This window comes from Massilia sp. IC2-477 (assembly GCF_020707265.1).
GTDB lineage: Bacteria > Pseudomonadota > Gammaproteobacteria > Burkholderiales > Burkholderiaceae_D > Telluria.
In genome coordinates, this window is the sequence record NZ_JAJFEQ010000001.1 from 27,310 (window position 1) to 50,438 (window position 23,129).

Consider the following 23,129-nt stretch of genomic DNA (forward strand, 5'->3'; position numbering starts at 1 on the left):
AGTCCTTAGCCTGGGAAGTTTTCGGGGATTTTTGCAGCTGCGCGGGCCGCGGCGCTCGAGATCACGTTGCGGCGCACCAGGTCGGTCAGGTTCTGGTCGAGCGTTTGCATGCCGACGTTGCTGCCGGTCTGGATGCTCGAATACATCTGCGCGATCTTCGCTTCGCGGATCAGGTTGCGGATCGCCGGGGTGCCGATCATGATCTCGTGCGCCGCCACGCGGCCCGAACCATCCCTCGTCTTGAGCAGGGTCTGCGAGATCACGGCCTGCAGCGACTCCGACAGCATCGCGCGCACCATTTCCTTTTCCTCCGCCGGGAACACGTCGACGATACGGTCGATGGTCTTGGCGGCCGAGGAAGTGTGCAGGGTGCCGAACACCAGGTGGCCGGTCTCCGCCGCCGACAGGGCCAGGCGGATGGTTTCCAGGTCGCGCAGCTCGCCCACCAGGATGCAGTCCGGGTCTTCACGCAGCGCCGAGCGCAGCGCGTTGTTGAACGACAGGGTGTGCGGGCCGACTTCGCGCTGGTTGATCAGGCACTTCTTGGAGTCGTGCACGAATTCGATCGGGTCCTCGATGGTGAGGATGTGGCCGTACTCGTTCTCGTTGAGGTGGTTCACCATCGCCGCCAGCGTGGTCGACTTGCCGGAACCGGTCGGACCGGTCACCAGCACCAGGCCGCGCGGCTTCAGGGCCAGTTCGGCGAAGATCTTCGGCGCATTCAGCTCTTCCAGCGACAGGATCTTGGACGGAATGGTACGCAGCACCGCGGACGCGCCGCGCTCCTGGTTGAAGGCATTGACGCGGAAGCGCGCCAGGCCCGGAATCGCGAACGAGAAGTCGCACTCAAGCACTTCTTCGTACTGCTTGCGCTGGCCGTCGTTCATGATGTCATAGATCATGCCGTGCACGTCCTTGTGCTCGAGCGGCGGCAGGTTGATGCGGCGCACGTCACCGTGCACGCGGATCATCGGCGGCAGCCCGGCCGAGAGGTGCAGGTCCGAGGCCTTGTTCTTGACCGAGAAGGCGAGGAGTTCCGAAATGTCCATTGTCTTATAATCCAGAGCGTGAATGGAGCCCAGGCGAAGGTCCTCGTCTCGACTCAAAATATTTCCTACAGAAAATCATTATGTCCATAATCGCCGAGAACTTGCAAGCTGTCGAAGCGACAATCGCGGCCGCTTGCGCTGCGTCCAACAGGGGGCGCGAAACGGTCCAGCTGCTGGCCGTTTCCAAAACCTTCCCTGCGGAGGCCGTGGTCGAGGCGATGGCTGCGGGACAGCGCGCCTTCGGCGAAAACTACCTGCAGGAAGCCCTCGACAAGATGCAGGAAGTGGCGCGCCTGCAACCGGAAACACCCGTCAGCTGGCATTTCATCGGCCCGATCCAGAGCAACAAGACGCGTCCGATCGCGGCCAGCTTCCAGTGGGTGCATACGGTGGAGCGCCTGAAGATCGCCCAGCGCCTGTCCGAACAGCGCCCGCCGGAACTGGGCCCGCTCGACATCTGCCTGCAGGTGAACATCAGCGGCGAAGCGAGCAAGAGCGGCGCGAGCGAGGCCGAGCTGCCGGAACTCGCGCGCCAGGTGGCCGCGCTGCCCAACCTGCGCCTGCGCGGGCTGATGGCGATTCCCGAACCCACGACCATCGAGGCCGAGCAGCGCGCCGCCTTTGCCCGCCTGCGTGGCTTGTACGAGGGACTGCAAAAAAGCGGCCTGGCCCTCGACACCCTGTCGATGGGGATGTCGGGCGACCTCAAAGCCGCGATCGCGGAAGGCGCGACCATCGTGCGCATCGGCAGCGCCATCTTCGGCGCCCGCCATTACGAATAAAGGAAGTACATGAAGATTGCATTCATCGGCGGCGGCAACATGGCCACGGCCCTGATCGCCGGCCTGGCCGGCCAACTCACCGGCGCCGGCAGCCTGCACGTGGTGGACCCGAACCCGGAAGCGCTGGAGCGCCTGGCGAGCCAGTACGGCGTCAGCACGGCCTCGACCATCGACGTGCAGGTCGGCGCCGCCGACGTGGTGGTACTGGCGGTAAAGCCGCAGCAGATGCGCGAAGTGGCGGCCAGCCTCAAGCCCCTGCTGGGCGCCCAGCCGTTGGTGCTGTCGATCGCGGCCGGCATCCGCATCGCCGACCTGGGCCGCTGGCTGGGCGGCTACACCCGTATCGTGCGCTCGATGCCGAACACGCCGGCCCTGATCGCCATGGGCATCACGGGCATGGTGGCGGGCAGCGAAGTGGACGAAGTCCAGCGCCAGGCTGCCGACAAGGTGATGCGCGCGGTCGGACAGACCGTGTGGCTGAAGGAAGAATCCCTGATCGATCCGGTGACGGCGGTGTCGGGCAGCGGCCCGGCCTATGTCTTCTACTTCCTGGAAGCGATGCAGCAGGCAGCCCTGGAGATGGGCCTGGATGCGGAGCAGGGTAGGCAGCTGGCCGTGGCCACGTTTACCGGTGCGGCCCAGTTGGCGGCGCAGTCGGGCGACCCGGTCGAAACCCTGCGCCAGCGCGTCACCTCGAAAGGCGGTACCACGCATGCGGCGATCAGCAGCATGGAGGAGTCGGGCGTGAAGGAAGCGATCGTCGCGGCCATGAAGGCCGCCGCGGCGCGTGGACGCGAGTTGGGCGACGAGTTAGGTAAGGACTCGTAGGGTGGGCGGGTTCCCCGCCCACGCGTTCAGTGCACTTCGAAGCCGCGCCACCTGAGCACAGGCAGCAGCCTCTGGACCAGCTTGTAGGCCGAGACCACCGCCGTTACGCTGCCCACCGCCCACTTGGGTTTGGTGAGGAACAGACCGGCTGCGACGCCGCCCACGATCAGCGCCGTCTTCCGATGGCGCAGCGCGTAGGCCGGAATCAGCCCCAGCGTATCGGGCGAGGACAGCGTGGCGACGTCGTACGCCAGCAGTGCACGCTGGTCGGCGCAGCGCGCCACCAGCGCTTCGCGCCGCGCTGCGAGGGTGGATTCAGATGCCATTGGCCTCTTCTCCCTTCAGGGCCGCGGCGTCCTTGCGCAATTCCGCCAGCGTGGCCGGCAGCATCGGCGGACGTGCGGCCAGGCCGGCGCGCAGTTTCGTCACGGCGAACAGGGTGCCCAGGATGAACAGGACGGCCATGCCGCCCACCGCCGCCAGGCGGTGCGTGTCCCAGAACAGTACCAGCACGAACAGGATGACGAGGCCGAGCGCGAACAGTCCCAGCACCGCCGCGGCCAGGGCCCAGACGAGATAGCCGAGCAGGCGGTGCGCGCCTTCCTGCAGTTCGATGGCGGCCAGCTCGAGGCGCGTGCGCGCCAGGTCGAGCACGTTGGCCACGATCCTTCCAGCTGCCGCCTTGATGCTCATGATTAGCGGCGCGCGATCAGCATGCCGACGACCACGCCGACGGCGGCACCCAGGCCCACCGACTTCCACGGGTTCTCGTGCACGTATTCGTCGGTGACGCGCGCTGCTTCCTTGGTCTTCTCGACCACGGTCTGCTGGTACTCGCCCAGGCTTTCCTTGGCGGTCGACAGGGTCTGCTCGAACTTGGCCTTGGCCGCCTTCAGCTCCTCACCGGTCAGGTTGCCGCCGTTGCGCAGCCAGGCTTCGGCGTCCTGGATCACGGTCTTCAGGTCCGACATCAGTTGCTCGCGGGTGCCGGTTTGGGTAGGGATCTTTTCCATCATGGTAGGGCCTCGTGAAGTGGGTGTTGAATGCCTTTTGTGCAATATTACCTGATTGCATAGTCGAGTGCGACACCAATGAACAGTGCGGCGCCCAGCCAGTTGTTGTGGCGGAAGGCCTTGAAGCAGGCCATCCGCTCGCGGTGGCGGATCAGGGTGTAGTGGTAGAGGGCGATGCCGGCCGCGACCACGATGCCGCCCACGAACCACCAGCGCAGTCCCAGGTACCAGCCGCACACCAGGTCGATTGCCAGCGCCGCGCCGTAGCACAGCATGACGGCGGCCACGTCGAAGCGGCCGAAGGTGATGGCCGAGGTGCGGATGCCAATCTTGAGGTCGTCGTCGCGGTCGACCATCGCGTACTCGGTGTCGTAGGCGACCGCCCAGAACACGTTCGCCACCAGGAGCCACCAGGCCACCGCCGGCACCGTGCCCTGCACGGCGGCGAAGGCCATCGGGATGCCGAAGCCGAAGGCGATGCCGAGGTAGGCCTGGGGAATGGCGAAGAAGCGCTTGAAGTAGGGGTAGGTGCCGGCCACGATCAGGGCCGCCACCGAGAGCTGCTTGGTGAGCGTGTTGAGCGGCAGGATCAGCAGGAAGGAGATCAGCGACAGCACCGCCGCCACCATCACCGCTTCCCAGCCGCGGATCTTGCCGGCGGTGAGCGGGCGGTCGACGGTGCGCTTGACGTGCTTGTCGAAGTCGCGGTCGGCGTAGTCGTTGATGGCGCAACCGGCCGAGCGCATCAGCGCCGTGCCGAGCACGAAGATCACCAGCACCTGCCAATCCGGCACCCCGCCAGAGGCCATCCACAAGGCCCAGAGGGTCGGCCACAGGAGCAGGAGGATGCCGATCGGCTTGTCGGCACGGACCAGGCGGAAGTAGAGCGCCAGCTTGTTCATGGGGTTGGTCTTGTCAGGCAAGAACTGTTGAGCAGAAGACAGGGATTCTAAAGCCTTTTGGCGCGAGAGGCGGCCCTGCTCGTCGGATTCGGAAAGTTGCCATTTTGTTGTCATGGAGCCGACATTTTTGTTTGTTTAAATGCATCGGCTCCCCCTCTCGATCATCCATTCGGAGATGTACCCATGACTGACAAGCACATTTCGTCCACCCGCCGCAACCTGCTCAAGGGCCTGGCCGGCTCCACCGCGCTCCCTTTCGTCGGCGCCTTCGCCGCGCTGCAGTCGCAGCAGGCCATGGCCGCCAACGGCGCCACCACCCTGGTCGACAGCCCCTACGGCGCGATCGCCCCGGTCAACGACATCACGACCGGCCTGCCGCTGCTGCAGCTGCCGGCCGGCTTCACCTATAAAAGCTTCGGCTGGCGCGGCGACCTGATGACCGACGGTAAGACCTGCCCCGGCGGCCACGACGGCATGGGCGTGGTCCTGACGCGCAAGGTCGGCCGCAGCACCGAGCTGGTGCTGGTCCGTAACCACGAGATCGGCGGCACCTCGCCGAGCAATTTCCTGAACGCGGTCGGCGTCTACGACAGCGGCACCACCGGCGGCGGCTCGACCAACAAGTTCGGCGGCGGCACCACCAACCTGCTGTTCCGCGACGGTAACTGGGTCAGCATGACCCCGAGCCTGGGCGGCACCCAGACCAACTGTGCCGGCGGCATCACCCCCTGGGGCACCTGGCTCACCTGCGAGGAAGTCGGCTCGGACGCCGTCGGCACCGCCGGCAAGAAGCATGGCTACGTGTTCGAAGTGCATGCCGACCCGGCGCTCACCACCGGCCAGCCGATCATCGGCATGGGCCGCTTCGCCCACGAAGCTGCCGCCGTCGATCCAAGTACCGGCATCGTCTACCAGACCGAGGATTCGTCCGGCAAGTCGGGCTTCTACCGCTACGTCCCGGACATCAAGACCGGTGCCCCAGGCAGCCTGGCCATGGGCGGCGTGCTGCAGATGGCCAAGGTCAAGGGCATCAACAACGCCAACCTGGCCAACGTGCCAGTGGACTCGGTGTATGAGCTGGAATGGGTCAGCATCGCCGACCCGGACGCCAACCGCGGCGACGCCACGGGCCCGAGCGGCGTGCGCATCACGGGTGCGGCCGGCCCCTTCGTGCAGGGCTGGGTGCAGGGCGCGGCGCGCATGAACCGCGGCGAGGGCATCTGGTACGCCCAGGGCAAGATGTACGTGATGGATACCTCGGGCGGCGCGGTCCAGCGCGGCAGCATCTGGGAGCTCGACCTGGCAACCCAGCGCCTCAAGTGCATCTACTCGAGCCCGAGCCAGCTGGTGGGCAACATGGGCGACAACCTGACTGTCAGCCCGCGCAACGCCATCCTGATCTGCGAGGACGCCTCGACCGCCGCCACCGACCCCTTCGGCTTCGGCCAGCGCCTGATGGGTATCACCGGCCAGGGCGACGCCTACATCTTCGCCAAGAACAACATCAATCTGACCAGCGCCCAGCTGCAGGGCGCTGGCAAGCTGGGCTCGCTCGCGGGCGACCAGCGCGGCAACGAATTCGCCGGCGCCTGCTTCGACCCGACCGGCCGCTACCTGTTCGTCAACATCCAGACCCCGGGCGTGACCTTCGCGATTACCGGTCCCTGGGCCAAGGGCCCGTTGTAAGACCTTTACTCATTCGGAGCTTTTCTCATGAAACTCACTAAACTGTTTACCGTGCTTGCAGGCCTGACCCTGTCCTGCGCCGCCAACGCCGTGGTCCTGACCACCAGCACCGGCTCGAACCTCGTCACCGATTACAGCGGCACTGGCCTGGTGTCCTTCGACCTCGACCTGGCAGATTTCAGCGGCAGCACCCTGAACTTCGTGCTGGAAGAGGCCGACCTGCAAGGTCCGCTCGCCTTCAACGCCCTGGTGCGCAACCTGGCCGGCGCGGATCTGAGCCGCTTCACCTTCAGCCTGCAGGGCATCAGCTTCACCGGCGCCCCGGGCAGCGTGACCCCGAGCTTCGGCACGGTGGGCCGGATCGATGCCAGCCCCTTCGCGACCGGCATCAGCTTCGGCCGTCCGGAATATGCCGAGTTCCAGTTCGGTAATGTGCTGGGCGGCGGCCAGGACTGGCTGCTGGCCACCAGCGGCCTGCGTGCCGGCGACAGCTTCAGCATCACCGCCACCGTGCCGGAGCCCTCGACCGCGGCGCTGCTGCTGCCGATGCTGTGCATGGCCGGCCTGATGGCCGCACGCCGCCGCAAGCAAGACTGAGAAGCAGGGGGCTTGCCGGTACAATGCAGTTTTCCGACAAGCCTTCTGAACAATGCACATCTGGGTCGATGCCGACGCCTGCCCGGGCGTCATCAAGGACATCCTGTTCCGCGTGGCCGAGCGCCTGCAGATCGAAGTCACGCTGGTGGCCAACCAGCTGATGCGGGTGCCCGGCTCGCGCTTCATCCGCGCCCTGCAGGTGCCCAGCGGGCCCGATGTGGCCGACGCCGAGATCGTCGCGCGCGTACAAAGCGGCGACATCGTCGTGACGGGAGATATTCCACTGGCGGCGCAGGTACTGGACAAGGGCGGGCTGCCGCTCAATCCGCGCGGCGAGTGGTACACGAAGGACACCATCGCCCAGCAGCTCACCATGCGCGCCTTCATGGAAGAGCTGCGCGGCAGCGGCGTCGATACCGGCGGGCCGCCCGCTTTCAGCCAGGCCGACCGCCAGAATTTTGCCAATGCGCTGGACCGCCAGCTGGCCCGGTCGCTCCCCCGTAGGGTGGGCGGCTCCACCGGGGAAGTCGAATAAGGTTGGCGTTAATGCCGCCCACGCGTTCACAGGCTGAAGAGCAGACGAAACGGCTTTCTTGAGCCGCTTGACCGCGTGGGCGGCGTTCATGCAAGCGTCCGGCAGATCGTCGGGTGGAGCCGCCCACCCTACGGCCTGCTCAGGCCGCGGCTTCCAGCGTCACCATCTCCACACCCGGCAGCTTGCATTCGGCAACGGCCTGGGCCACCGCATCGATGGCAGCACGCCGCGTAAAGCTCTTGCGCCACAGGATGACCACGCGGCGCGAGGGGGCTGGGTGGGCGAAGGGGACATAGGTGAGCAGACCGTTGGGGTCGTGCATGTCGGCCACCGAGGCGCGCGGCAGCACGGTCAGGCCGATGCCGCTCGCGACCATGTGGCGGATCGTCTCCAGCGAGGAGCCTTCGAAGGTGCGCTGCATGCCATTGCCCGGCGAGGAGTAGCGCGCCATCTCCGGGCACACTTCCAGCACCTGGTCGCGGAAGCAGTGGCCCGCGCCCAGCAGCAGCATGGTTTCCAGCTTCAGGTCGTCGGCCGGGATTTCCTTGCGCTTGGCCCAGGGGTGCGAGCGCGGCATCGCCACCACGAAGGGTTCGTCGTACAGGGTCTGCATCGACATGCCGTGCTCGGGCAGCGGCAGGGCCACGATGGCGGCGTCGAGCTCGCCCTGGCGCAGCAGTTCGAGCAGCTTGTGCGTGTAGTTCTCCTGCAGCACCAGCGGCATCTGCGGCACTGTGTCGATCAGGCGTTTGACCAAAGGCGGCAGCAGGTAGGGTCCGATGGTGTAGATCACGCCGAGGCGCAGCGGGCCGGCCAGCGGATCCTTGTTCTGTTTCGCCAGCTCCTTGATGGCCGCGGTCTGCTCCAGCACCCGCTCGGCCTGGGCCACGATCTGCGCGCCCAGGGGCGTGACGGAGACTTCGGAACCACCGCGTTCGAACAAGGTGACGCCGAGTTCGTCCTCGAGCTTCTTGATGGCGACGGAAAGGGTAGGCTGGGCAACGAAGCAGGCTTCGGCGGCATGGCCGAAGTGTTTGGCGCGCGCGACGGCGACGATGTATTTCAGCTCGGTCAGTGTCATAGGCTACGGGTCCCAGGATGTCACGGCTGTCTTTACCGGTCATCCTGACACAATGTTGGCATTTAGTCAGCCAGGATTTCATAAAAGTGGAACGATGGGCGAATCATAGTCGATATAATTGCCTCGCAGGATTTTCACCCGCGTTCTCAAGAGGAACCCCATGTCGTCGACCTTCGGCCCGGCGGAAGCCCAGGCCTATATCCACAAGTTGCTGACGGTGATGCACCATCAGGGCGGTTCGGACCTGTTCATCTCCAGCGATTTCCCTCCCAGCATGAAGCACCAGGGCGCCATGAAGCCCCTGAGCCAGCAGCGCCTGTCCGGCGAGGTCACGCGGGCCCTGGCCCTTTCCTTGATGAACGAGCGCCAGCGTGCGGAGTTCGAGGCCGAGATGGAGTGCAATTTCGCGATTTCGCTGCCCGGCGTATGCCGCTTCCGCGTCAACGTCTTCGTGCAGCAGCAGAGCGTGGGCATGGTGGTGCGTACCATCGCATCCGAGATCCCGAATTTCGAGAAGCTCGACCTGCCTGAAGTGCTGAAAGAGGTCGTGATGACCAAGCGCGGCCTGGTGCTGGTGGTCGGCGGCACCGGCTCCGGCAAGTCCACCACGCTGGCGGCCATGATCGACTACCGCAACAGCCATTCGGCTGGCCACATCATCACGGTGGAAGACCCGGTCGAGTACGTCCACAAGAACAAGAACTGCCTGGTCACGCACCGCGAAGTGGGCGTGGACACGCATTCCTGGCACAACGCCCTGAAGAACACCCTGCGCCAGGCGCCGGACGTGATCCTGATCGGCGAGATCCGCGACACCGAGACCATGGAACACGCGATCGCCTTTGCCGAGACCGGCCACCTGTGCCTGGGCACCCTGCACGCCAACAATGCGAACCAGACCCTGGACCGCATCATCAACTTCTTCCCGGAAGAGCGCCGCAACCAGCTCCTGATGGACCTGTCGTCTAATCTGCGTGCGGTGGTCTCGCAACGCCTGATTCGGACGGAAGACGGCAAGGGCCGCAAGGCGGCCATCGAGATCCTGCTGAACACGCCGACCATCAGCGAGATGATCCTGAAGGGGAACTTCCAGAATATCAAAGAGATCATGCACAAGTTGCGCGAGCTCGGCATGTGCACCTTCGACCAGGCCTTGTACGAGCTCTATAACAAGGGCTACATCGGCTACGACGAAGCGATCCGCAACGCCGACTCGGCCAACGGCCTGCGCCTGCAGATCAAACTCTCGGGCGAGCGCAAGGGCCCGGACGGCGCTGCCGGCCGCGCCAGCGAGCTCTCGATGGCGATCGAGGCAGAACCGCAAGACGACGCACCTACTACTTAAGAATTTTTATGGCCCCATTCGAAAACAAGATCTGCACGCGCGCCGAGCTGGCGCAGCGTATCGCCGCACTGCCCAAGCCGGTGGTGCTGACCAACGGGGTGTTCGACATCCTGCACCGCGGCCACGTGACCTATCTCGCGCAGGCGCGCGAACTGGGCGCCTCGCTGGTGGTGGCGGCCAATACCGACGCCTCGGTCAAGCGCCTGGGCAAGGGCGATGACCGCCCGCTCAATGGGCTGGCCGACCGGATGGCGGTGCTGGCGGCGCTGGAGTCGGTCAGCCTGGTGGTGGACTTCGGCGAAGACACCGCGCTCGAAGTGGTGCTCGAAGCGCGGCCCGAGATCTACGCCAAGGGCGGCGATTACGACATGACGCAAATCCCGGAAGGGCAGGCCGTGCTGGCCTACGGCGGGCGCGCCGTGGCCATCGATTTCGAGCATGACCGCTCGACCACCAAGCTGCTGAAGAAAGTGCGGGCCGGGTAGGCCTTATTTGCAGTCCGCCGTCGGGGCGGTCTGGACGTCCTGCATCGTCACCTTGCCCGCCTCGTCCTGGCGGATTTCCTGGACCACGGCCACGCACTGGCCCGATTGGCGCTCGAGGGCGACTTCGTAATCCTTGCCGGCTGCCGGCGTGAAGGTTCCGCCGAGATTGCTGCAACGGACACCAACGCCGGGGCCGCTCTGGAAGGCCATGCGCAGCGATACCGGCTGGTCGGCCGGGATCTCGTATTCGCGGAAGTAGGCTTTCGATGCCACGCCGTCCCGCCTGAACAGGTTCTCGGTATTCGGGGTGTCCTTCATGCCGATCGAGGTGTTCCTGGCACGGCCGAACAAGGAGGAGAAGGCGTCGCCCGCGCCGCCCGACACCCGGGTCTTCTGCGCGTTGCCGCCGACGCAGTTGCTGTTCTGGTAGAAGTCGACCAGCACGCCGTTCTGGCCGAACAGGCGGATGCGGGCCGTGCTGCGGACGGTCTGCTCGGGAGCGGCGTCCTGAGCGGCGCTTGACGCGCCAAGAGTGAGGAACAGGGCGCAGGTGGCTGCGCGGGAGATCAACATGGAAGACATGGTGCGACAGATCCAAGGACAAGCGGAGCAGGGATTATATAATCTGATGCCACACGGAAACTTTCTGCGCCCGACTTTATCGGAAACTGTGGCGCTTCCGCACATCCACAAGGAGTCCGCATGCTGATCGCCCAAGTCACCGACCTGCACCTGCATGCGGACCCTGCCCATCCGAACCTGGCCCGTTTTACGCGCGTGCTCGCCCACCTGGCCGCGCTGCGCCCGCTGCCCGACCTGCTGGTGCTGAGCGGCGACCTTGCCGACGACGGGGCGATCGAGAGCTACCGGCAGCTGCAGGAGGCACTGGCGGCGTGGCCGCAGCCTGTGCGCTTCGCGCTGGGGAACCACGACGACCGCGCGCACTTCCGCAGCGTGTTCGGCGACAGCCATTTCACGGAAGGTTTCGTGCAGGGCGTGACGGATCTCGGCGGCTTGCGCCTGGTCGTCCTCGACAGCCTGGAAGAGGGGCGCCATGGCGGCGCCTTCTGCGCGTCGCGCGCAGGGTGGCTGCGCCAGGCGCTACAGGATGGCGGCAACAAGCCGGCGCTGGTCTTCCTGCACCATCCGCCGGTCGACGTCGGCCTGCCGTGGATCGACCCGGGACCAGATCAAGCGTGGATCGCGCGCCTGGACGCCGCGCTGCAGGGCGCGCCGATTGCCGCCATCTGCACCGGCCACGTGCACCTGGGCGGCGTGTTTCGCTGGCAGGGACGGCAGGTCGCGACCTGTCCGTCTTCGTCGTCCGACCTGAGCCTGGCCTTCACCCCCATGGATGCCGCGCAGCCGGACGGCCGCCCGCTGGTGGAGCAGGGCGAGCCCGCCTTTGCGCTGCACCGCTGGGACGGCAGCGGCCTGGCCAGCATCTTCGGCCGCGTGCCGCAGCGCGTGCTGGCGCACTGGGATGGCGCTACCGCCCAGGTGGTGGCCGACATGCTGCAGGAATCCGGCCGCGCCTAGATCGGACGCGCGGCGCGGCTGTCGGCGAACGAAGGCGGCAGGGCGCCAATCTGCTGCAGCACGCCCAGGCGGTCCACCTGTACCCAGGCGCGCACGATCTGGCCCTCGCGCAGCTGGTAGATCACATTGCCTTCCTGGGTCACCAGTGCGTGGGTCGGCGGCAGGCCCGCGAAGCGCCCGTCGTGCGGCGCACGGAAAGTCCAGCGCACCGCCACCCGGTCATCTTCGGCAAACACGTCGTGCAGCTCGAAGCGCACGCCCGGAAAGCCGGTCAGCACGGTCTCGATACCGGCCCGGAATTCAGCCGGCCCGCGCTCGCCGCGCGGCCCCGTGAAATCCGGCGCGATCAGCGCCTGCATCTCGTCCAGCTTCCTCGCATTGATCCAGTCGTACAGGGTGCGAACCAGCTTCTTGTTGCTGTGCGCAGTCGTCAAGGCTGCCATCATCGTTTTCTCCTCGGGCTTGTCAATCGGTGCAGGCGAGTGTAAAACCTCAAGTTAACTTGAGGTCAAGAGGAAAAACATGGCGAAACTGGACCCTGCGGAAATTGGGAAGCAGCTGACGGTGGGCGAGGTGGCGCGGCGCAGCGGCGTGCCGGTGTCGACCCTGCACTACTACGAGGCCAAGGGGCTGATCCACTGCGTGCGCAGCAGCGGCCAGCAGCGCCGCTATGGCCGCGACGTGCTGCGCCGGGTGGCGGTGATCAAGGTGGCGCAGCGGATCGGCATTCCGCTGGCCGCGATCGGGGAAGCGCTGGCTTCGCTGCCGGAAGGGCGCACGCCGACCGCTGCCGACTGGGCGCGCCTGTCGCGCCTGTGGCGCGGCGAGCTGGACGCGCGCATCGCCCAGCTCACCCGCCTGCGCGACCAGCTGGATGACTGCATCGGCTGCGGCTGCCTGTCGATCGAGGCCTGCCGGCTGCGCAATCCGCTCGATTCCCTGTCGGACCAGGGCAGCGGGCCGCAGCTGCTGTAGCGCCGGCCCTGCCGCGTCCGTGGCAAGATGGGCGCACCTCTACTTACAAGGAACCCGGATGCGCATCCTGCTGGCCGAAGACGACACCTCGCTGGGCGACACGATCCAGGCCTGGCTGCGTCTGGACGGCCATGCGGTGGACTGGGTGCGGCGCGGCGATTCGGCGCAGACGGCGCTGGCGACCCACCGCTATGACTGCGTGCTGCTCGACCGCGGCCTGCCGGGCCTGTCCGGCGACGCCCTGCTGGCCGGCCTGCGCGCCGGCGGCGACACCGTGCCGGTCATCCTGATCACGGCCTTCAACGCGCTGTCCGACCGGGTCGAAGGGCTGGACCTGGGCGCCGACGATTACCTGGTCAAGCCCTTTGAGCTGGAAGAGATGTCGGCCCGCATCCGCGCCGCGGTACGGCGCGGCGCCAGCCAGGCCAGCAACGTGCTCGCACACGCCGGCATCGCGCTCGACCTCGAGTCCCGCCAGGCCAGCCTGCACGGCCAGCCGGTGGCGCTGACCGCGCGCGAATACCACGTGCTGCTCGCGCTCCTGCAGCGCAGGAACGGCATCGTCACCCGCGCCCAGATCGAGGAAAGCCTGTATGGCTGGGGCGAGGAAGTCGAGAGCAATGCCATCGAGGTCTACATCCACAACCTGCGCAAGAAATTTGGTAGCGACAGCATCGTCACCGTGCGCGGGCTCGGTTACCGCCTGAAGGAAGATGCCTAAGGCGCCGTGGTCGCTGCGGCGGCGCCTGCTGGCCGCGATCCTGGCTGCCAGCACCGTGCTGTGGCTGGCCAGCCTGGGCACGCTCACCGCGATCGCCTGGCAAGAGACCGGCGAAGTGTTCGACGATGCGCTCGAAGAGTCGGCCTACATGCTGATGGCGGCCACCACCGACCTCGATGCCCGCGGCCTGCTGGCGCCGCTGCCGCCGCGCCCGTCGCAGGGGGAAGAGGTGCGCAGGGTCGACATGCAGTACCAGGTCGTGGCGGGCGGCAAGGTGCTGCAGCGCACGCCTGATGCGCCGGCGCGTCCCTTCGTCGCTGGCTTCGAAGACGAGCATGGTTTTGCCGACCTGCGCGTCGACGGCGAGCGCTGGCGCGTGTTCGTGGTGCGCGACGAGGCGCGCCGCTTCGAAGTCCAGGTCGGCCAGCGCGCCGCCAAGCGCTTCGACATCCTGGAAGAACTGGCCGAGGCCCTGTGGCTGCCGGTGCTCGGCTTCCTGCTGCTGCTGGCGCTGCTGTGCTGGTGGCTGACCGGGCGCGTGCTGGCGCCGCTGCGCCGCACCGCCACGGCGATCGCGGCCAAGACGCCGGACGACCTGGCCCGGGTGGAGGTCGCGGGCCAGCCGCGCGAACTGCTGCCCATCGTCGGCGCCCTGAACGAGGTGCTGGGGCGCCTGGATGCGGCGCTGCAGGCCGAGCGCCGCTTCACGGCGGATGCCGCCCACGAGCTGCGTACCCCGCTGGCTGGCCTGCACATGCACGTGCAGCTGCTGCAGCGCCGGCATCCGGAGCTCGCGGCCTCGTTCATGAAGCTGCGCCAGGACGTCGCACGCCTGACCGCCCTGGTCGACAGCCTGCTGACCCTGGCGCGCCTTGATCCCTTGGCGCAGGCCCAGCTGGCGCGCGAGCCGGTCGCGCTGCGGCCCCTGTTTGAGGAGCTGGGGCGAGAATTCGCCGACGAGGCGGCAAGGCGCGGCATCGTGCTCGATCTCCACAGCGGCATCGATGGGGTCGAGGCCAATCCCCAGATGCTGGGCATCGTGCTGCGTAACCTGGTCGCCAATGCGCTGCGCTACTGCCCGGCCGGCAGCCGCGTCGAGGTCGCGGCCACCCGCCATGCAGGACGCGCCCGGATCTCGGTCTGCGACGACGGCCCCGGCGTCGACGCCGCCAGCATGGCGCGCCTGACGGAGCGCTTCTTCCGGGTGCTCGGCCAGGAAGAGGGCGGCAGCGGACTCGGGCTGTCGATCGTGCGCCGCATCGCCGAGCTGCACGGCATCGAACTGCGCTTCGGCACCGGCCTGGGCGGACGCGGACTGGGCGTAGCGCTGGAGTGGCCGGCAGTTCCTTAAGATCGGGTTAATGTCGGCTGGGTGTAATGGCGTCCACAGCAACCCACAAGGAGCCATTCATGAAACGCCTTTTCCAGATTTCCTGCATCGCCACCGTGCTGGCCGCACCGGCCTTCGCCATCGCCCAGCCGACCGGCTATACCGGGCCCTCGACCAAGGCGGCGCCGTCCGGCTATACCGGCCCCACCAGCGTGCCGCTGATGAAGGCCAAGGACCTGCTCGACAAGGGCAAGGACGACCAGCAGGCGCGCCTGCAGGGCAAGCTGCTCAGCCACAAGGGCGGCGACGACTACGAATTCGCCGACGCGAGCGGCAAGATCACCGTCGAGATCGAGGCCGAACACTTTCCTGCCGGCGTACAGGTCGACCAGAACACGGTGGTCGAGCTGACCGGCGAATTCGACAAGGAGACCTTCGGCGAATCGAGCTTCGAGGTGAAGCAGATGAAGGTCGTGGGCAAATAAGCCAGCTAAAGCTCCCAGATCTGGGTGATCCATGGCAATATTGAAAGACAATATTTCTGAGGAGAACCCATGTCTGGCCTGATTCGTCTGTTCAGCGGTGTCGTCCTGGCCGCCCTGACTGCCGCCGCAGCGGCAGCCCCACCGGTGGCCCGGGTCGAACCCGTTACCGATACCCATTTCGGCGAAAAGGTGGTGGATCGCTACCGCTGGATGGAAAACGACAAGGACCCGGACTGGCTGCCGTTCCTGAAGAACCAGAACCTTCATACCCGCTCGGTGCTCGACACGCTGCCGCTGCGCGGTGAGCTGCTGGCGCGCATCCAGCAGCTCTCCGGCGACGTCACCGCGGTGGCCGACATCCAGCGCGCCGGCGCCCGCAGCTTCTATCAGCAGCGCCCGGCCGGCGCCAACAATCACAAGCTGTTCGTGCAGGAGAACGGCAAGAGCCGGATGCTGGTCGACCCGACCACGCTCGACACCGCCACCAGCCACTATTCGCTGGACTGGTGGGTCGCGTCGCCCGACGGCAGCAAGCTGGCCTACGGCCTGTCGAAGGACGGCAGCGAGGATTCGGTCCTGCACATCATGGATGTCGCCAGCAGCGCCATCCTGCCCGAGCGCATCGCCAATACCCAGGCCGCCTACCCCAGCTGGCTCGAGGACAGCTCGGGCTTCTTCTACAACCAGCTGACCGGCAAGGTCAACACGCCGGAGCGCTACCTGAACTCGCGTGTCCGTTTCCACCGCGTCGGCGACGATCCGGCCAAGGACCGCATCCTCATGGCGCGCGGCCTGGACCGCGCCGTCAAGTACGAAAGCAACCAGTCGCCCTACGTGTTCGCCACCCCGCATTCACGCCACGCCGTCTTGATGATCACCGACGTGCGCCAGGAAAAGCGCTTCCTGGTCGCGCCGCTGCAGGATGTGCTCAAGGGCAGGGCGCGCTGGACCCACGTGACCGACTTCGCCGACCAGGTGACGAGCGCCGAAGTGCACGGCGACGAACTCTACCTGCTGTCGACCCTGAAGCATCCACGCGGACGTATTGTCAAGGTTGCCGCGCAGTCGCCGGCGCTCGGGAGTGCGCGCGAAGTGGTGGCCGAGTCCGGCCTGGTCATCCAGGGCATGTTGCGCGCCAAGGATGGCCTCTACCTGCGCGCGATGGACGGCGGCATCGGCCGCGTGCTGCGCCTGGATGCCAACGGCAAGCTGGCGACTATTGCGCTGCCGTTCGACGGCACGGTGGGCACGCTCGCCGCCGACCCGAATACGCCGGGGGTACTGATGCTGCTGTCCGGCTGGCTGACCCCGACCGGCATCTGGAGCATCGACGCCGCCGGCAAGGTGACCGACACGGGCCTGACGCCGAAGCCGCCGATCGACGTCAGCGCCTACACCACCGAGCGCCGCTTCGCCACGGCGAAGGACGGGACGAAGATTCCCTACAGCCTGGTGTACCGAAAGGGCCTGAAAAAGGACGGCCGCAACCCGGCCTTCATCTCGGCCTATGGCAGCTATGGCGCCGCGGCCTATACGCCTTCGTTTGTGAACCGCTCGCTGGCCCTGATCGACCAGGGCGCCATCGTCGGCTTCGCCAACGTGCGCGGCGGCGGCGAGTACGGGCGCGACTGGCACCGCGCCGGCCAGCTGGAGAACAAGCCGAACACCTGGCGCGACCTGATCGCGGTGGTCGAGGACATGCACAAGGAAGGCTATACGGCGCCGGCGCACACCGCCATCGGCGGCCGCTCGGCGGGCGGGATCCCGACCGGCATGGCGCTGACCGAGCGTCCGGACCTGTTCGCGGCCGTGGTCTCGGGCGTGGGCTGGCACAACCCGCTGCGCTACGTGGCGGAGCAGAACGGCTATGGGGAAGAAGGGGAGTGGGGCGCGATCCGCGACAAGGCCGGCTATAAAGCCCTGAAGAGCATCGACAGCTACCAGGCGGTAAAGGACGGCGGCAAGTATCCGGCCGTGCTGCTCACCACCGGCGTGACCGACCCGCGCGTGGCGCCTTTCCACCCGGCCAAGATGGCGGCGCGCCTGCAGGCGGCCAGCGCCAGTGGCAAGCCGGTGCTGCTGCGGGTCGATTTTGATGCGGGACATGGCATGGGCTCGACCCGTGCCCAGCAGGATGCGGAGGCGGCGGATACCTATGCCTTCATCCTGGCGCAGACCAGGGGCAAGTAAGCCCGCTTGAACCGACTCATATCGGTTTGTTCTCATAATGAACCGATATTGAGTCGTGCGCGAACCGAAAATGCGGGTCATGGCGCGATAATTATCCGGGACGGCATTGCCGAAGGAGCGGCAATGAACCGCTTTTATCACTCACCCGGAGAACATCATGAACGTGCGCGCTTTCCTGAAGCTGGGGCTGGCAACGCTGGCCCTGTCTGTGTCCCTGAGCGGTTGCGGCGGGGACGACGATGACGACGACATCCCGCTGCCCCAGCAAAAGACGCTTGCCCAGGTCGCGAGCGAGGGCGGCTACACGGCCCTGGTAGCCGCGGCAACCAAGGCCGGCATCGCCGGCACCCTGTCGGATCCGGCTGCGCAGCTGACGGTGTTCGCGCCGAGCGACCAGGCCTTCAACGCTCTGGCCACGCGCCTGGGCTTCGCCGACGCCACTGCCATGGTGAATGCCCTGCCGCCGGCCGCCTTGCAAAGCATCCTGAACTACCACGTGCTGGGCAGTAAAAAGCTGGCCGCCGACCTGAGCGCGGGCGGCGCCACCCAGGCCACCGCTTATACCTATGCGGGCGCGCCGGCCCGGCTGAACTTCGATTTCACGGGCGGCGTGAAGATTACCGACGCGGCCCTGACGGTGGCGAACGTTACGACCACCAATGTCCCGGCCAGCAACGGGGTGATCCACGCCATCGACAAGGTACTGGTGCCGCCGGGGGTGCTGAACATTGTCCAGATGGCGCAGGCCAATCCGCAGTTCAGCTCACTGGTTGGCGCGGTGGTCGCCGCCAACCTGCAGGGGACGCTGAGTGGGGCCGGCCCGTTCACCGTGTTCGCACCGAACAATGCCGCATTTGCAGCGGCGCCGCAGAACCTGAGCGCCGCCCAGCTGCGTACCGTGCTCACCTATCACGTTGTGAGTGGCCAGGTGCTGTCCACGCAGATCCCGTTCGGCACGCCGGTGGCGACGGTGGCCGGCCAGAACATCGTGATCAGCGCCGGCACCCCGCCCACGATCCGCGACACCACGGCAACCCCGGCGAAGATCATTGCGGTCGACGTCAGGGCCAGCAACGGGGTCATCCACGTCGTCGACAAGGTCCTGATTCCCACCCTGTAAGAAGGTGCTAGGCGCGCCGGGCCTGGCTGCGCACGCGCCAGGTCAGGCCGAGCAGGCCGGCCGCCAGCATCGCCCAGGTGTGCGGCTCGGGCGCCTGCGACATCATGCTCAGGCGCGTGTCGCTGGTCCAGTACAGGTGGCGCTCGGTCGTCATGTTGGGGTTGAAGTCGTAGGCATAGTGCTGGTCGCCGGTGGTGATCAGGCGGCCGCCGCCGACCCAGCCTTCCGGATCCTGCCCATAGCTGCCGACGCTGAAGTGCAGGCCGGCATCGGGCGAGAACGCGAAACTGCTTGCCCCGCACTGGTAGTAATCGTTGCTGGTGGACGCGCAGGCGATGTAATCGAGCTCGCCCACGACCAGGGACAGCAGTTCGCCTTTTTCGAGCACGCCGTCACTGTCCAGGTCATTGCCCTTGAACGAGCCGGAGATGATCTCGTCGGGCAGGAAGCTGTCCGATACACTGTCGTAAAAGCCGTTGAAGGAAAAGCCCCAGGAAATGGACTCCGTGGGGTCGGCATGAGCGGCCGTGCAGCACAGGAGCAGGGCGCCGGTGGAAAGTAACTTCTTCATGTAAAACCTCGAGCAAAAACAGGGGCGCCGATCAAAAACTGCATGGAACCAGCGTACTCCTGTTCGCCCGATACTGTCGCGCTATCTTGTGGAAATATTCACAATGTGTCGTTCTTGCGCGACATTGATGTAACACTGTTGAGTCCGCTCAGGCGCCACCGGCATAGCCGTTCTGGCGCCAGGCTTCGTACACCACCACCGCCACCGTGTTCGAGAGGTTGAGGCTGCGGTTGTCCGGCCGCATCGGCAGGCGGATGCGCTGGGTCGGCGGGAAGCGCTCGCGCAGGGCCGGGTCGAGGCCGCGCGATTCGGCGCCGAACACGAACACGTCGCCCGGCCGGAAGCTGGCCTCGGCGAACGGCGAGGAGCCGTGCGTGGTGAGGGCGAACATGCGCGTCGGATCCGGCTTCGCATCGAGCAGGAAGGCGTCCCAGTTCTTGTGCACCTTCATGGTCGCGTAGTCGTGATAGTCCAGCCCGGCGCGGCGCATCTTGGCGTCGTCGAGCGGGAAGCCGAGCGGTTCGACCAGGTGCAGCTGCACGCCGGTATTCGCACACAGGCGAATGACGTTGCCGGTATTCGGCGGGATTTCCGGTTCGACCAGGACGACATGGAACAAGTGCTTCTCCTTCTATATTCAAGGGGGTGGCGTGCGGGCGAACACCAGGTTCGTGACGCGCGCCGCGCCGGCGCGCTTGAGCACGCCGGCCAGTTCATCGAGTGTATGGCCGCTGGTCATGACGTCGTCAACCACGCCGACATGCCGTCCCGCCAGCGTTTGCGCATCGTCCGCGACGGCGAAGGCGCCACGCACGTTGCGGCGCCGTTCGCCCGGCGCCACGCCGGACTGGGCCGCCGTCTCCAGCTGCCGCACCAGCAGCCGCGGCGCCAGCGCAATCCCGAGGGCACCCGACAGCGGCCGGGCTAGCTCGAGCGCCTGGTTGTAGCCGCGCTCGACCAGGCGGCGCGGCCCCAGCGGCACCGGGCACAGCAGATCCGGCAGGGCCAGGCCTTCGCAGGCCAGGATGGCGTCGCGCAGGCGGCGCGCCATCCAGGGCGCCAGTGCCAGCCGGGCGCCGAACTTCAGCTGCAGGACCAGGCGGTCGACCGGGTCGGCATAGTCGCAGGCAATGACCGTGGCGTCAAAGGCCGGGCTATCCGCCAGGCAGGCGCCGCAGCGGCGCCCGCTATCCTGGGGGCCGACCGGGTTGGCGCAGCAGGGGCAGCGGGGTCGCAGCTCGCGCGTATGGGCGTGGGCGCAGGCCGGGCAAACCGGCGCATCTCCCGTCGCGCCGCACAGCACGCAGCTGCACGGCAGCAGGGCCCGCAATAGCGAACCCGGCCAACGCAAGGGGGAGGACAGCAGCGGCATCAGCTCGAATCCACGGGAGCATGTACACTCCGCCATTATCTCACTTGTCTGCATCACCACCATGGCTTCACCGCAACCCTCCCGGATGAGCGCGCCCATCGACCTGGACCGCGTCCGCTCCCTGTTCGCCCAGCCCGGCCGCATCGCCCCTTCCGACTTCCTGCGCCGCGAGATCGCCCAGCGCATGCACGAGCGCCTGCAACTCGTCAAGATCGCGCCCAAGCAGGTGCTCGACGCCGGCTGCGGCACCGGAGCCGACCTGGCCTTGCTGCAAAAGACCTATCCCGCGGCCCAGATCCTGGGCATCGATGCCGCGCCCGCCATGGCGCTGGCGGCAAAGGCGCCGGCGCCCGCGACCCGCTCGCTGAACCAGATGCTCAGCCGTTTGCTGCCGGCCAAGGCCGGCGTCGACATCCTGTGCGGTGACTTCGGCAACCTGCCATTCGGGACGAACTCGCTCGACCTGCTGTGGTCGAACCTGGCGCTGCACTGGCATCCGCAACCGGACCGCGTGTTCGCCGAATGGCGCCGCAGCTTGCGCGTCGACGGCCTGCTGATGTTCTCGAACTTCGGCCCTGATACCTTTGCCGAGCTGCGCACCGCCTTTGCCGCCCTGGACGAAACGCCGCACACGCTGCCTTTCGTGGACATGCATGACTTCGGCGACCAGCTCGTGGAGGCTGGGTTTTCCACCCCGGTGATGGACATGGAGCGCATCACGGTGACCTACGACAAGGCGGCGGCCCTGCTGGCCGACGTGCGCGCCCTGGGCGGTAACCCGCTGGCCACGCGCCGCCGCGGGCTGATCGGGCGGGCGGCCTGGGGACGCATGCTCGATGCCCTCGAGGCCGGGCGCCGCCCCGACGGCAAGCTGACGCTGACCTTCGAGGTCATCTATGGCCACGCTTTCCGTCCGGCACCGAAGACCACGGCGGCAGGGGAGGCGATCGTGCGTTTCCAGCCGCGCAAGCCTCAGTAACCCACAGCAACAGCACCGCCCGATTTTCCTTGAATAAAAATTACTGGTTTGATTATAATCAGTGGCTATTTTTGTCGTCTGGACGAGGAAAACGCTGAAAAAAGCAGCAATCCGGGCGCAAGAATAGAAATAATTTGAAATGAATTGCAGCATCAGCAGAGCCGCCGGCGGCGGGTAGCACGAAGCTACCGACCACTGGCGCGTAGGTTTCCCACCGTTTCCGCAGCGCAATTTCGCGGTATGGTATGGACCTTTCTGCGAATTACGTTTCGGAGCGGCGGCAGTTCGTTCATGGAGCTGCCGACCGTTAAAAATATTTTTATTTTGGGTGGTTGGGGACAACATGACATACGCATCGCGACTTGGGGCCTGGATGTTCGGCCTCGCAGCAACGGCCGGCATCCCAGCATGGGCGGCTCCGGAAATCACGGGCCGGCCGGTCGAACACCAGTTGAACATGCAGCCCCCGGTCAACGAGCTCGGCAGCTATATCTACGGCCTGCACAACTGGATGATGTACGTCTGCCTGGCGATCTTCATCGGCGTGTTCGGCGTCATGTTCTATTCGGTGTTCAAGCACCGCAAATCGCGCGGCCACAAGGCAGCCACCTTCCACGAATCGACCGCTGTCGAAATCGCCTGGACCATCGTTCCCTTCCTGATCGTCATCTTCATGGCCTTCCCGGCCACCAAGGCCGTGATCGCGCTGAAGGATACCTCCAACGCCGACATCACCATCAAAGCCACCGGCATGCAGTGGAAATGGGGCTATGACTACCTGACCGGCGAAGGCGAGGGCATCTCCTTCCTGTCGAACCTGTCCACCCCGCGCGCCCAGATCGGCCTGCCGGGCGAAGAAGCCACCGCCGCGAAGGGCGAAAACTACCTGCTGGAAGTCGACAACGAAATGGTCGTCCCGGTCGGCAAGAAGATCCGCATGGTGTTCACCGCCAATGACGTGATCCACGCCTGGACCATCCCGGCCTTCGCCATCAAGCAGGACGCCATCCCCGGCTTCGTGCGCGACGGCTGGTTCAAGGCCGACAAGATCGGCGTCTACCGCGGCAACTGCGTCGAGCTGTGCGGCAAGGACCACGCCTTCATGCCGATCGTCGTGCGTGTGGTGTCCGCCGAGGACTACAGCGCCTGGGTCGCCGGCGAGAAGAAGAAAATGGCCGCCCTGGCCGATGACCCGAACAAGGTCTGGACCATCGATGAACTGAAGACCCGCGGCGAGCAGGTCTACAACGCCAACTGCGTGGCCTGCCACCAGGCCAACGGCAAGGGCGTGCCGAACGCGTTTGCCCCGCTGGAAGGCTCGCAAGTGGTGCTGGGCGCCAAGGCGCACCAGGTCGACGTGCTGCTCAACGGCCAGGATACCCCGGCCTACCCGTCGGCGATGCCGGCGTGGAAGCAGCTCTCGGACACCGAGATCGCCGCCGTCATCACCTATACCCGCAACACCTGGTCGAACAAGGCTGCGGAAAATATCGTCCAACCGGCAGAAGTGCTGGCTGCGCGCAGCAAGTGATTAGCTATTTAGC

The 23,129-nt window shown here is 66.3% G+C and carries 27 protein-coding genes; 16 read left to right on the forward strand and 11 right to left on the reverse strand.

The window, feature by feature from the left end; genetic code table 11:
• Nucleotides 1–5 precede the first annotated feature (5 nt).
• Nucleotides 6–1,049: a type IV pilus twitching motility protein PilT gene (locus tag LK542_RS00125; protein ID WP_227810344.1), complete on the reverse strand. Its 1,044-nt coding sequence runs from the start codon at nt 1,047–1,049 to the stop codon at nt 6–8.
• An 80-nt stretch (nt 1,050–1,129) separates the two neighbouring features.
• On the opposite strand from LK542_RS00125, the gene LK542_RS00130 reads away from it, so the two are divergent.
• Nucleotides 1,130–1,831 carry a YggS family pyridoxal phosphate-dependent enzyme gene (locus LK542_RS00130; RefSeq protein ID WP_227810345.1) on the forward strand — a complete coding sequence of 234 codons (702 nt, stop codon included), beginning with the start codon at nt 1,130–1,132 and terminating at the stop codon, nt 1,829–1,831.
• Nucleotides 1,832–1,840: 9 nt separating this feature from the next.
• Complete coding sequence (proC, locus tag LK542_RS00135) at nt 1,841–2,659, forward strand: pyrroline-5-carboxylate reductase (protein WP_227810346.1); 819 nt, start codon at nt 1,841–1,843, stop codon at nt 2,657–2,659.
• Nucleotides 2,660–2,685: 26 nt separating this feature from the next.
• Here the strand turns inward: proC and LK542_RS00140 are convergent, their stop codons facing one another.
• From LK542_RS00140 to ubiA, 4 genes are read right to left on the reverse strand one after another with little or no spacing between them, the layout of a single operon-like run.
• Nucleotides 2,686–2,985 (reverse strand): hypothetical protein, encoded by a 300-nt coding sequence (locus LK542_RS00140; RefSeq protein ID WP_227799972.1) that lies wholly within the window; start codon nt 2,983–2,985, stop codon nt 2,686–2,688.
• On the reverse strand, nt 2,975–3,352 hold the full coding sequence (locus LK542_RS00145; RefSeq protein WP_227799973.1) for a phage holin family protein: 378 nt from the start codon (nt 3,350–3,352) through the stop codon (nt 2,975–2,977). The genes LK542_RS00140 and LK542_RS00145 overlap by 11 nt, the downstream gene beginning before the upstream one ends.
• 2 nt (nt 3,353–3,354) lie before the next feature.
• Nucleotides 3,355–3,675 carry a YqjD family protein gene (locus LK542_RS00150; protein WP_227799974.1) on the reverse strand — a complete coding sequence of 107 codons (321 nt, stop codon included), beginning with the start codon at nt 3,673–3,675 and terminating at the stop codon, nt 3,355–3,357.
• A 44-nt stretch (nt 3,676–3,719) separates the two neighbouring features.
• Nucleotides 3,720–4,574: a 4-hydroxybenzoate octaprenyltransferase gene (gene ubiA / locus LK542_RS00155; protein WP_227799975.1), complete on the reverse strand. Its 855-nt coding sequence runs from the start codon at nt 4,572–4,574 to the stop codon at nt 3,720–3,722.
• A gap of 183 nt (nt 4,575–4,757) precedes the next feature.
• On the opposite strand from ubiA, the gene LK542_RS00160 reads away from it, so the two are divergent.
• The 3 genes from LK542_RS00160 to LK542_RS00170 are packed head-to-tail and all read left to right on the forward strand — an operon-like array spanning nt 4,758 to nt 7,392.
• Complete coding sequence (locus LK542_RS00160; RefSeq protein ID WP_227810347.1) at nt 4,758–6,260, forward strand: PhoX family phosphatase; 1,503 nt, start codon at nt 4,758–4,760, stop codon at nt 6,258–6,260.
• Nucleotides 6,261–6,287: 27 nt separating this feature from the next.
• Nucleotides 6,288–6,857, forward strand: coding sequence for a PEP-CTERM sorting domain-containing protein (locus LK542_RS00165; RefSeq protein WP_227810348.1), 570 nt, complete (start codon nt 6,288–6,290; stop codon nt 6,855–6,857).
• Nucleotides 6,858–6,909: 52 nt separating this feature from the next.
• Nucleotides 6,910–7,392 carry a YaiI/YqxD family protein gene (locus tag LK542_RS00170; RefSeq protein ID WP_227810349.1) on the forward strand — a complete coding sequence of 161 codons (483 nt, stop codon included), beginning with the start codon at nt 6,910–6,912 and terminating at the stop codon, nt 7,390–7,392.
• A gap of 139 nt (nt 7,393–7,531) precedes the next feature.
• Here the strand turns inward: LK542_RS00170 and LK542_RS00175 are convergent, their stop codons facing one another.
• A complete protein-coding gene (locus tag LK542_RS00175) occupies nt 7,532–8,473 on the reverse strand; it encodes a hydrogen peroxide-inducible genes activator (protein ID WP_227799979.1) in 942 nt (313 codons plus the stop codon).
• Between the two features lie 160 nt (nt 8,474–8,633).
• Between LK542_RS00175 and LK542_RS00180 the strand changes: the two genes are divergently transcribed.
• Entirely contained in the window at nt 8,634–9,818 is a 1,185-nt protein-coding gene (locus tag LK542_RS00180; RefSeq protein WP_227810350.1) for a PilT/PilU family type 4a pilus ATPase, read from the forward strand.
• An 8-nt stretch (nt 9,819–9,826) separates the two neighbouring features.
• Nucleotides 9,827–10,303: an adenylyltransferase/cytidyltransferase family protein gene (locus LK542_RS00185; protein ID WP_227810351.1), complete on the forward strand. Its 477-nt coding sequence runs from the start codon at nt 9,827–9,829 to the stop codon at nt 10,301–10,303.
• A 3-nt stretch (nt 10,304–10,306) separates the two neighbouring features.
• On the opposite strand, the gene LK542_RS00190 is transcribed toward LK542_RS00185, so the two are convergent.
• Nucleotides 10,307–10,876 carry a hypothetical protein gene (locus tag LK542_RS00190; protein ID WP_227810352.1) on the reverse strand — a complete coding sequence of 190 codons (570 nt, stop codon included), beginning with the start codon at nt 10,874–10,876 and terminating at the stop codon, nt 10,307–10,309.
• A 129-nt stretch (nt 10,877–11,005) separates the two neighbouring features.
• On the opposite strand from LK542_RS00190, the gene LK542_RS00195 reads away from it, so the two are divergent.
• On the forward strand, nt 11,006–11,842 hold the full coding sequence (locus tag LK542_RS00195; RefSeq protein ID WP_227810353.1) for a metallophosphoesterase: 837 nt from the start codon (nt 11,006–11,008) through the stop codon (nt 11,840–11,842).
• Here the strand turns inward: LK542_RS00195 and LK542_RS00200 are convergent.
• A complete protein-coding gene (locus LK542_RS00200; protein WP_227810354.1) occupies nt 11,839–12,288 on the reverse strand; it encodes an ester cyclase in 450 nt (149 codons plus the stop codon). The two genes, LK542_RS00195 and LK542_RS00200, sit on opposite strands and share 4 nt — an antisense overlap.
• Before the next feature lie 76 nt (nt 12,289–12,364).
• Between LK542_RS00200 and soxR the strand changes: the two genes are divergently transcribed.
• The 6 genes from soxR to LK542_RS00230 all read left to right on the forward strand — a co-directional run bounded on the left by soxR (nt 12,365) and on the right by LK542_RS00230 (nt 18,663).
• A complete protein-coding gene (gene soxR / locus LK542_RS00205; protein ID WP_227810355.1) occupies nt 12,365–12,817 on the forward strand; it encodes a redox-sensitive transcriptional activator SoxR in 453 nt (150 codons plus the stop codon).
• A 58-nt stretch (nt 12,818–12,875) separates the two neighbouring features.
• Nucleotides 12,876–13,538, forward strand: coding sequence for a response regulator transcription factor (locus LK542_RS00210; RefSeq protein WP_227799986.1), 663 nt, complete (start codon nt 12,876–12,878; stop codon nt 13,536–13,538).
• Complete coding sequence (locus LK542_RS00215; RefSeq protein WP_227810356.1) at nt 13,531–14,889, forward strand: ATP-binding protein; 1,359 nt, start codon at nt 13,531–13,533, stop codon at nt 14,887–14,889. Before LK542_RS00210 ends, LK542_RS00215 begins: the two co-directional genes overlap by 8 nt.
• Before the next feature lie 59 nt (nt 14,890–14,948).
• The gene (locus tag LK542_RS00220; RefSeq protein WP_227810357.1) at nt 14,949–15,353 is read left to right on the forward strand and encodes a YgiW/YdeI family stress tolerance OB fold protein; all 405 of its coding nucleotides are present in this window, start codon (nt 14,949–14,951) and stop codon (nt 15,351–15,353) included.
• Nucleotides 15,354–15,422: 69 nt separating this feature from the next.
• Complete coding sequence (locus LK542_RS00225) at nt 15,423–17,543, forward strand: prolyl oligopeptidase family serine peptidase (RefSeq protein WP_227810358.1); 2,121 nt, start codon at nt 15,423–15,425, stop codon at nt 17,541–17,543.
• 157 nt (nt 17,544–17,700) lie between these two features.
• Nucleotides 17,701–18,663, forward strand: coding sequence for a fasciclin domain-containing protein (locus LK542_RS00230; protein ID WP_227810359.1), 963 nt, complete (start codon nt 17,701–17,703; stop codon nt 18,661–18,663).
• A 7-nt stretch (nt 18,664–18,670) separates the two neighbouring features.
• Here LK542_RS00230 and LK542_RS00235 read toward each other — a convergent pair whose 3' ends face one another.
• The 3 genes from LK542_RS00235 to LK542_RS00245 form a co-directional block, all read right to left on the reverse strand.
• Complete coding sequence (locus tag LK542_RS00235; RefSeq protein ID WP_227810360.1) at nt 18,671–19,234, reverse strand: PEP-CTERM sorting domain-containing protein; 564 nt, start codon at nt 19,232–19,234, stop codon at nt 18,671–18,673.
• Between the two features lie 148 nt (nt 19,235–19,382).
• Entirely contained in the window at nt 19,383–19,853 is a 471-nt protein-coding gene (gene trmL, locus LK542_RS00240; protein ID WP_227810361.1) for a tRNA (uridine(34)/cytosine(34)/5-carboxymethylaminomethyluridine(34)-2'-O)-methyltransferase TrmL, read from the reverse strand.
• Between the two features lie 18 nt (nt 19,854–19,871).
• A complete protein-coding gene (locus tag LK542_RS00245; protein WP_227810362.1) occupies nt 19,872–20,606 on the reverse strand; it encodes a ComF family protein in 735 nt (244 codons plus the stop codon).
• A gap of 61 nt (nt 20,607–20,667) precedes the next feature.
• Here LK542_RS00245 and LK542_RS00250 point away from each other — a divergent pair, with 61 nt between their 5' ends.
• Together LK542_RS00250 and coxB are read left to right on the forward strand one after the other, a co-directional pair.
• A complete protein-coding gene (locus LK542_RS00250) occupies nt 20,668–21,585 on the forward strand; it encodes a methyltransferase domain-containing protein (protein WP_227810363.1) in 918 nt (305 codons plus the stop codon).
• 343 nt (nt 21,586–21,928) lie between these two features.
• Nucleotides 21,929–23,116, forward strand: coding sequence for a cytochrome c oxidase subunit II (gene coxB / locus LK542_RS00255; protein WP_227799995.1), 1,188 nt, complete (start codon nt 21,929–21,931; stop codon nt 23,114–23,116).
• Nucleotides 23,117–23,129: the final 13 nt, after the last annotated feature.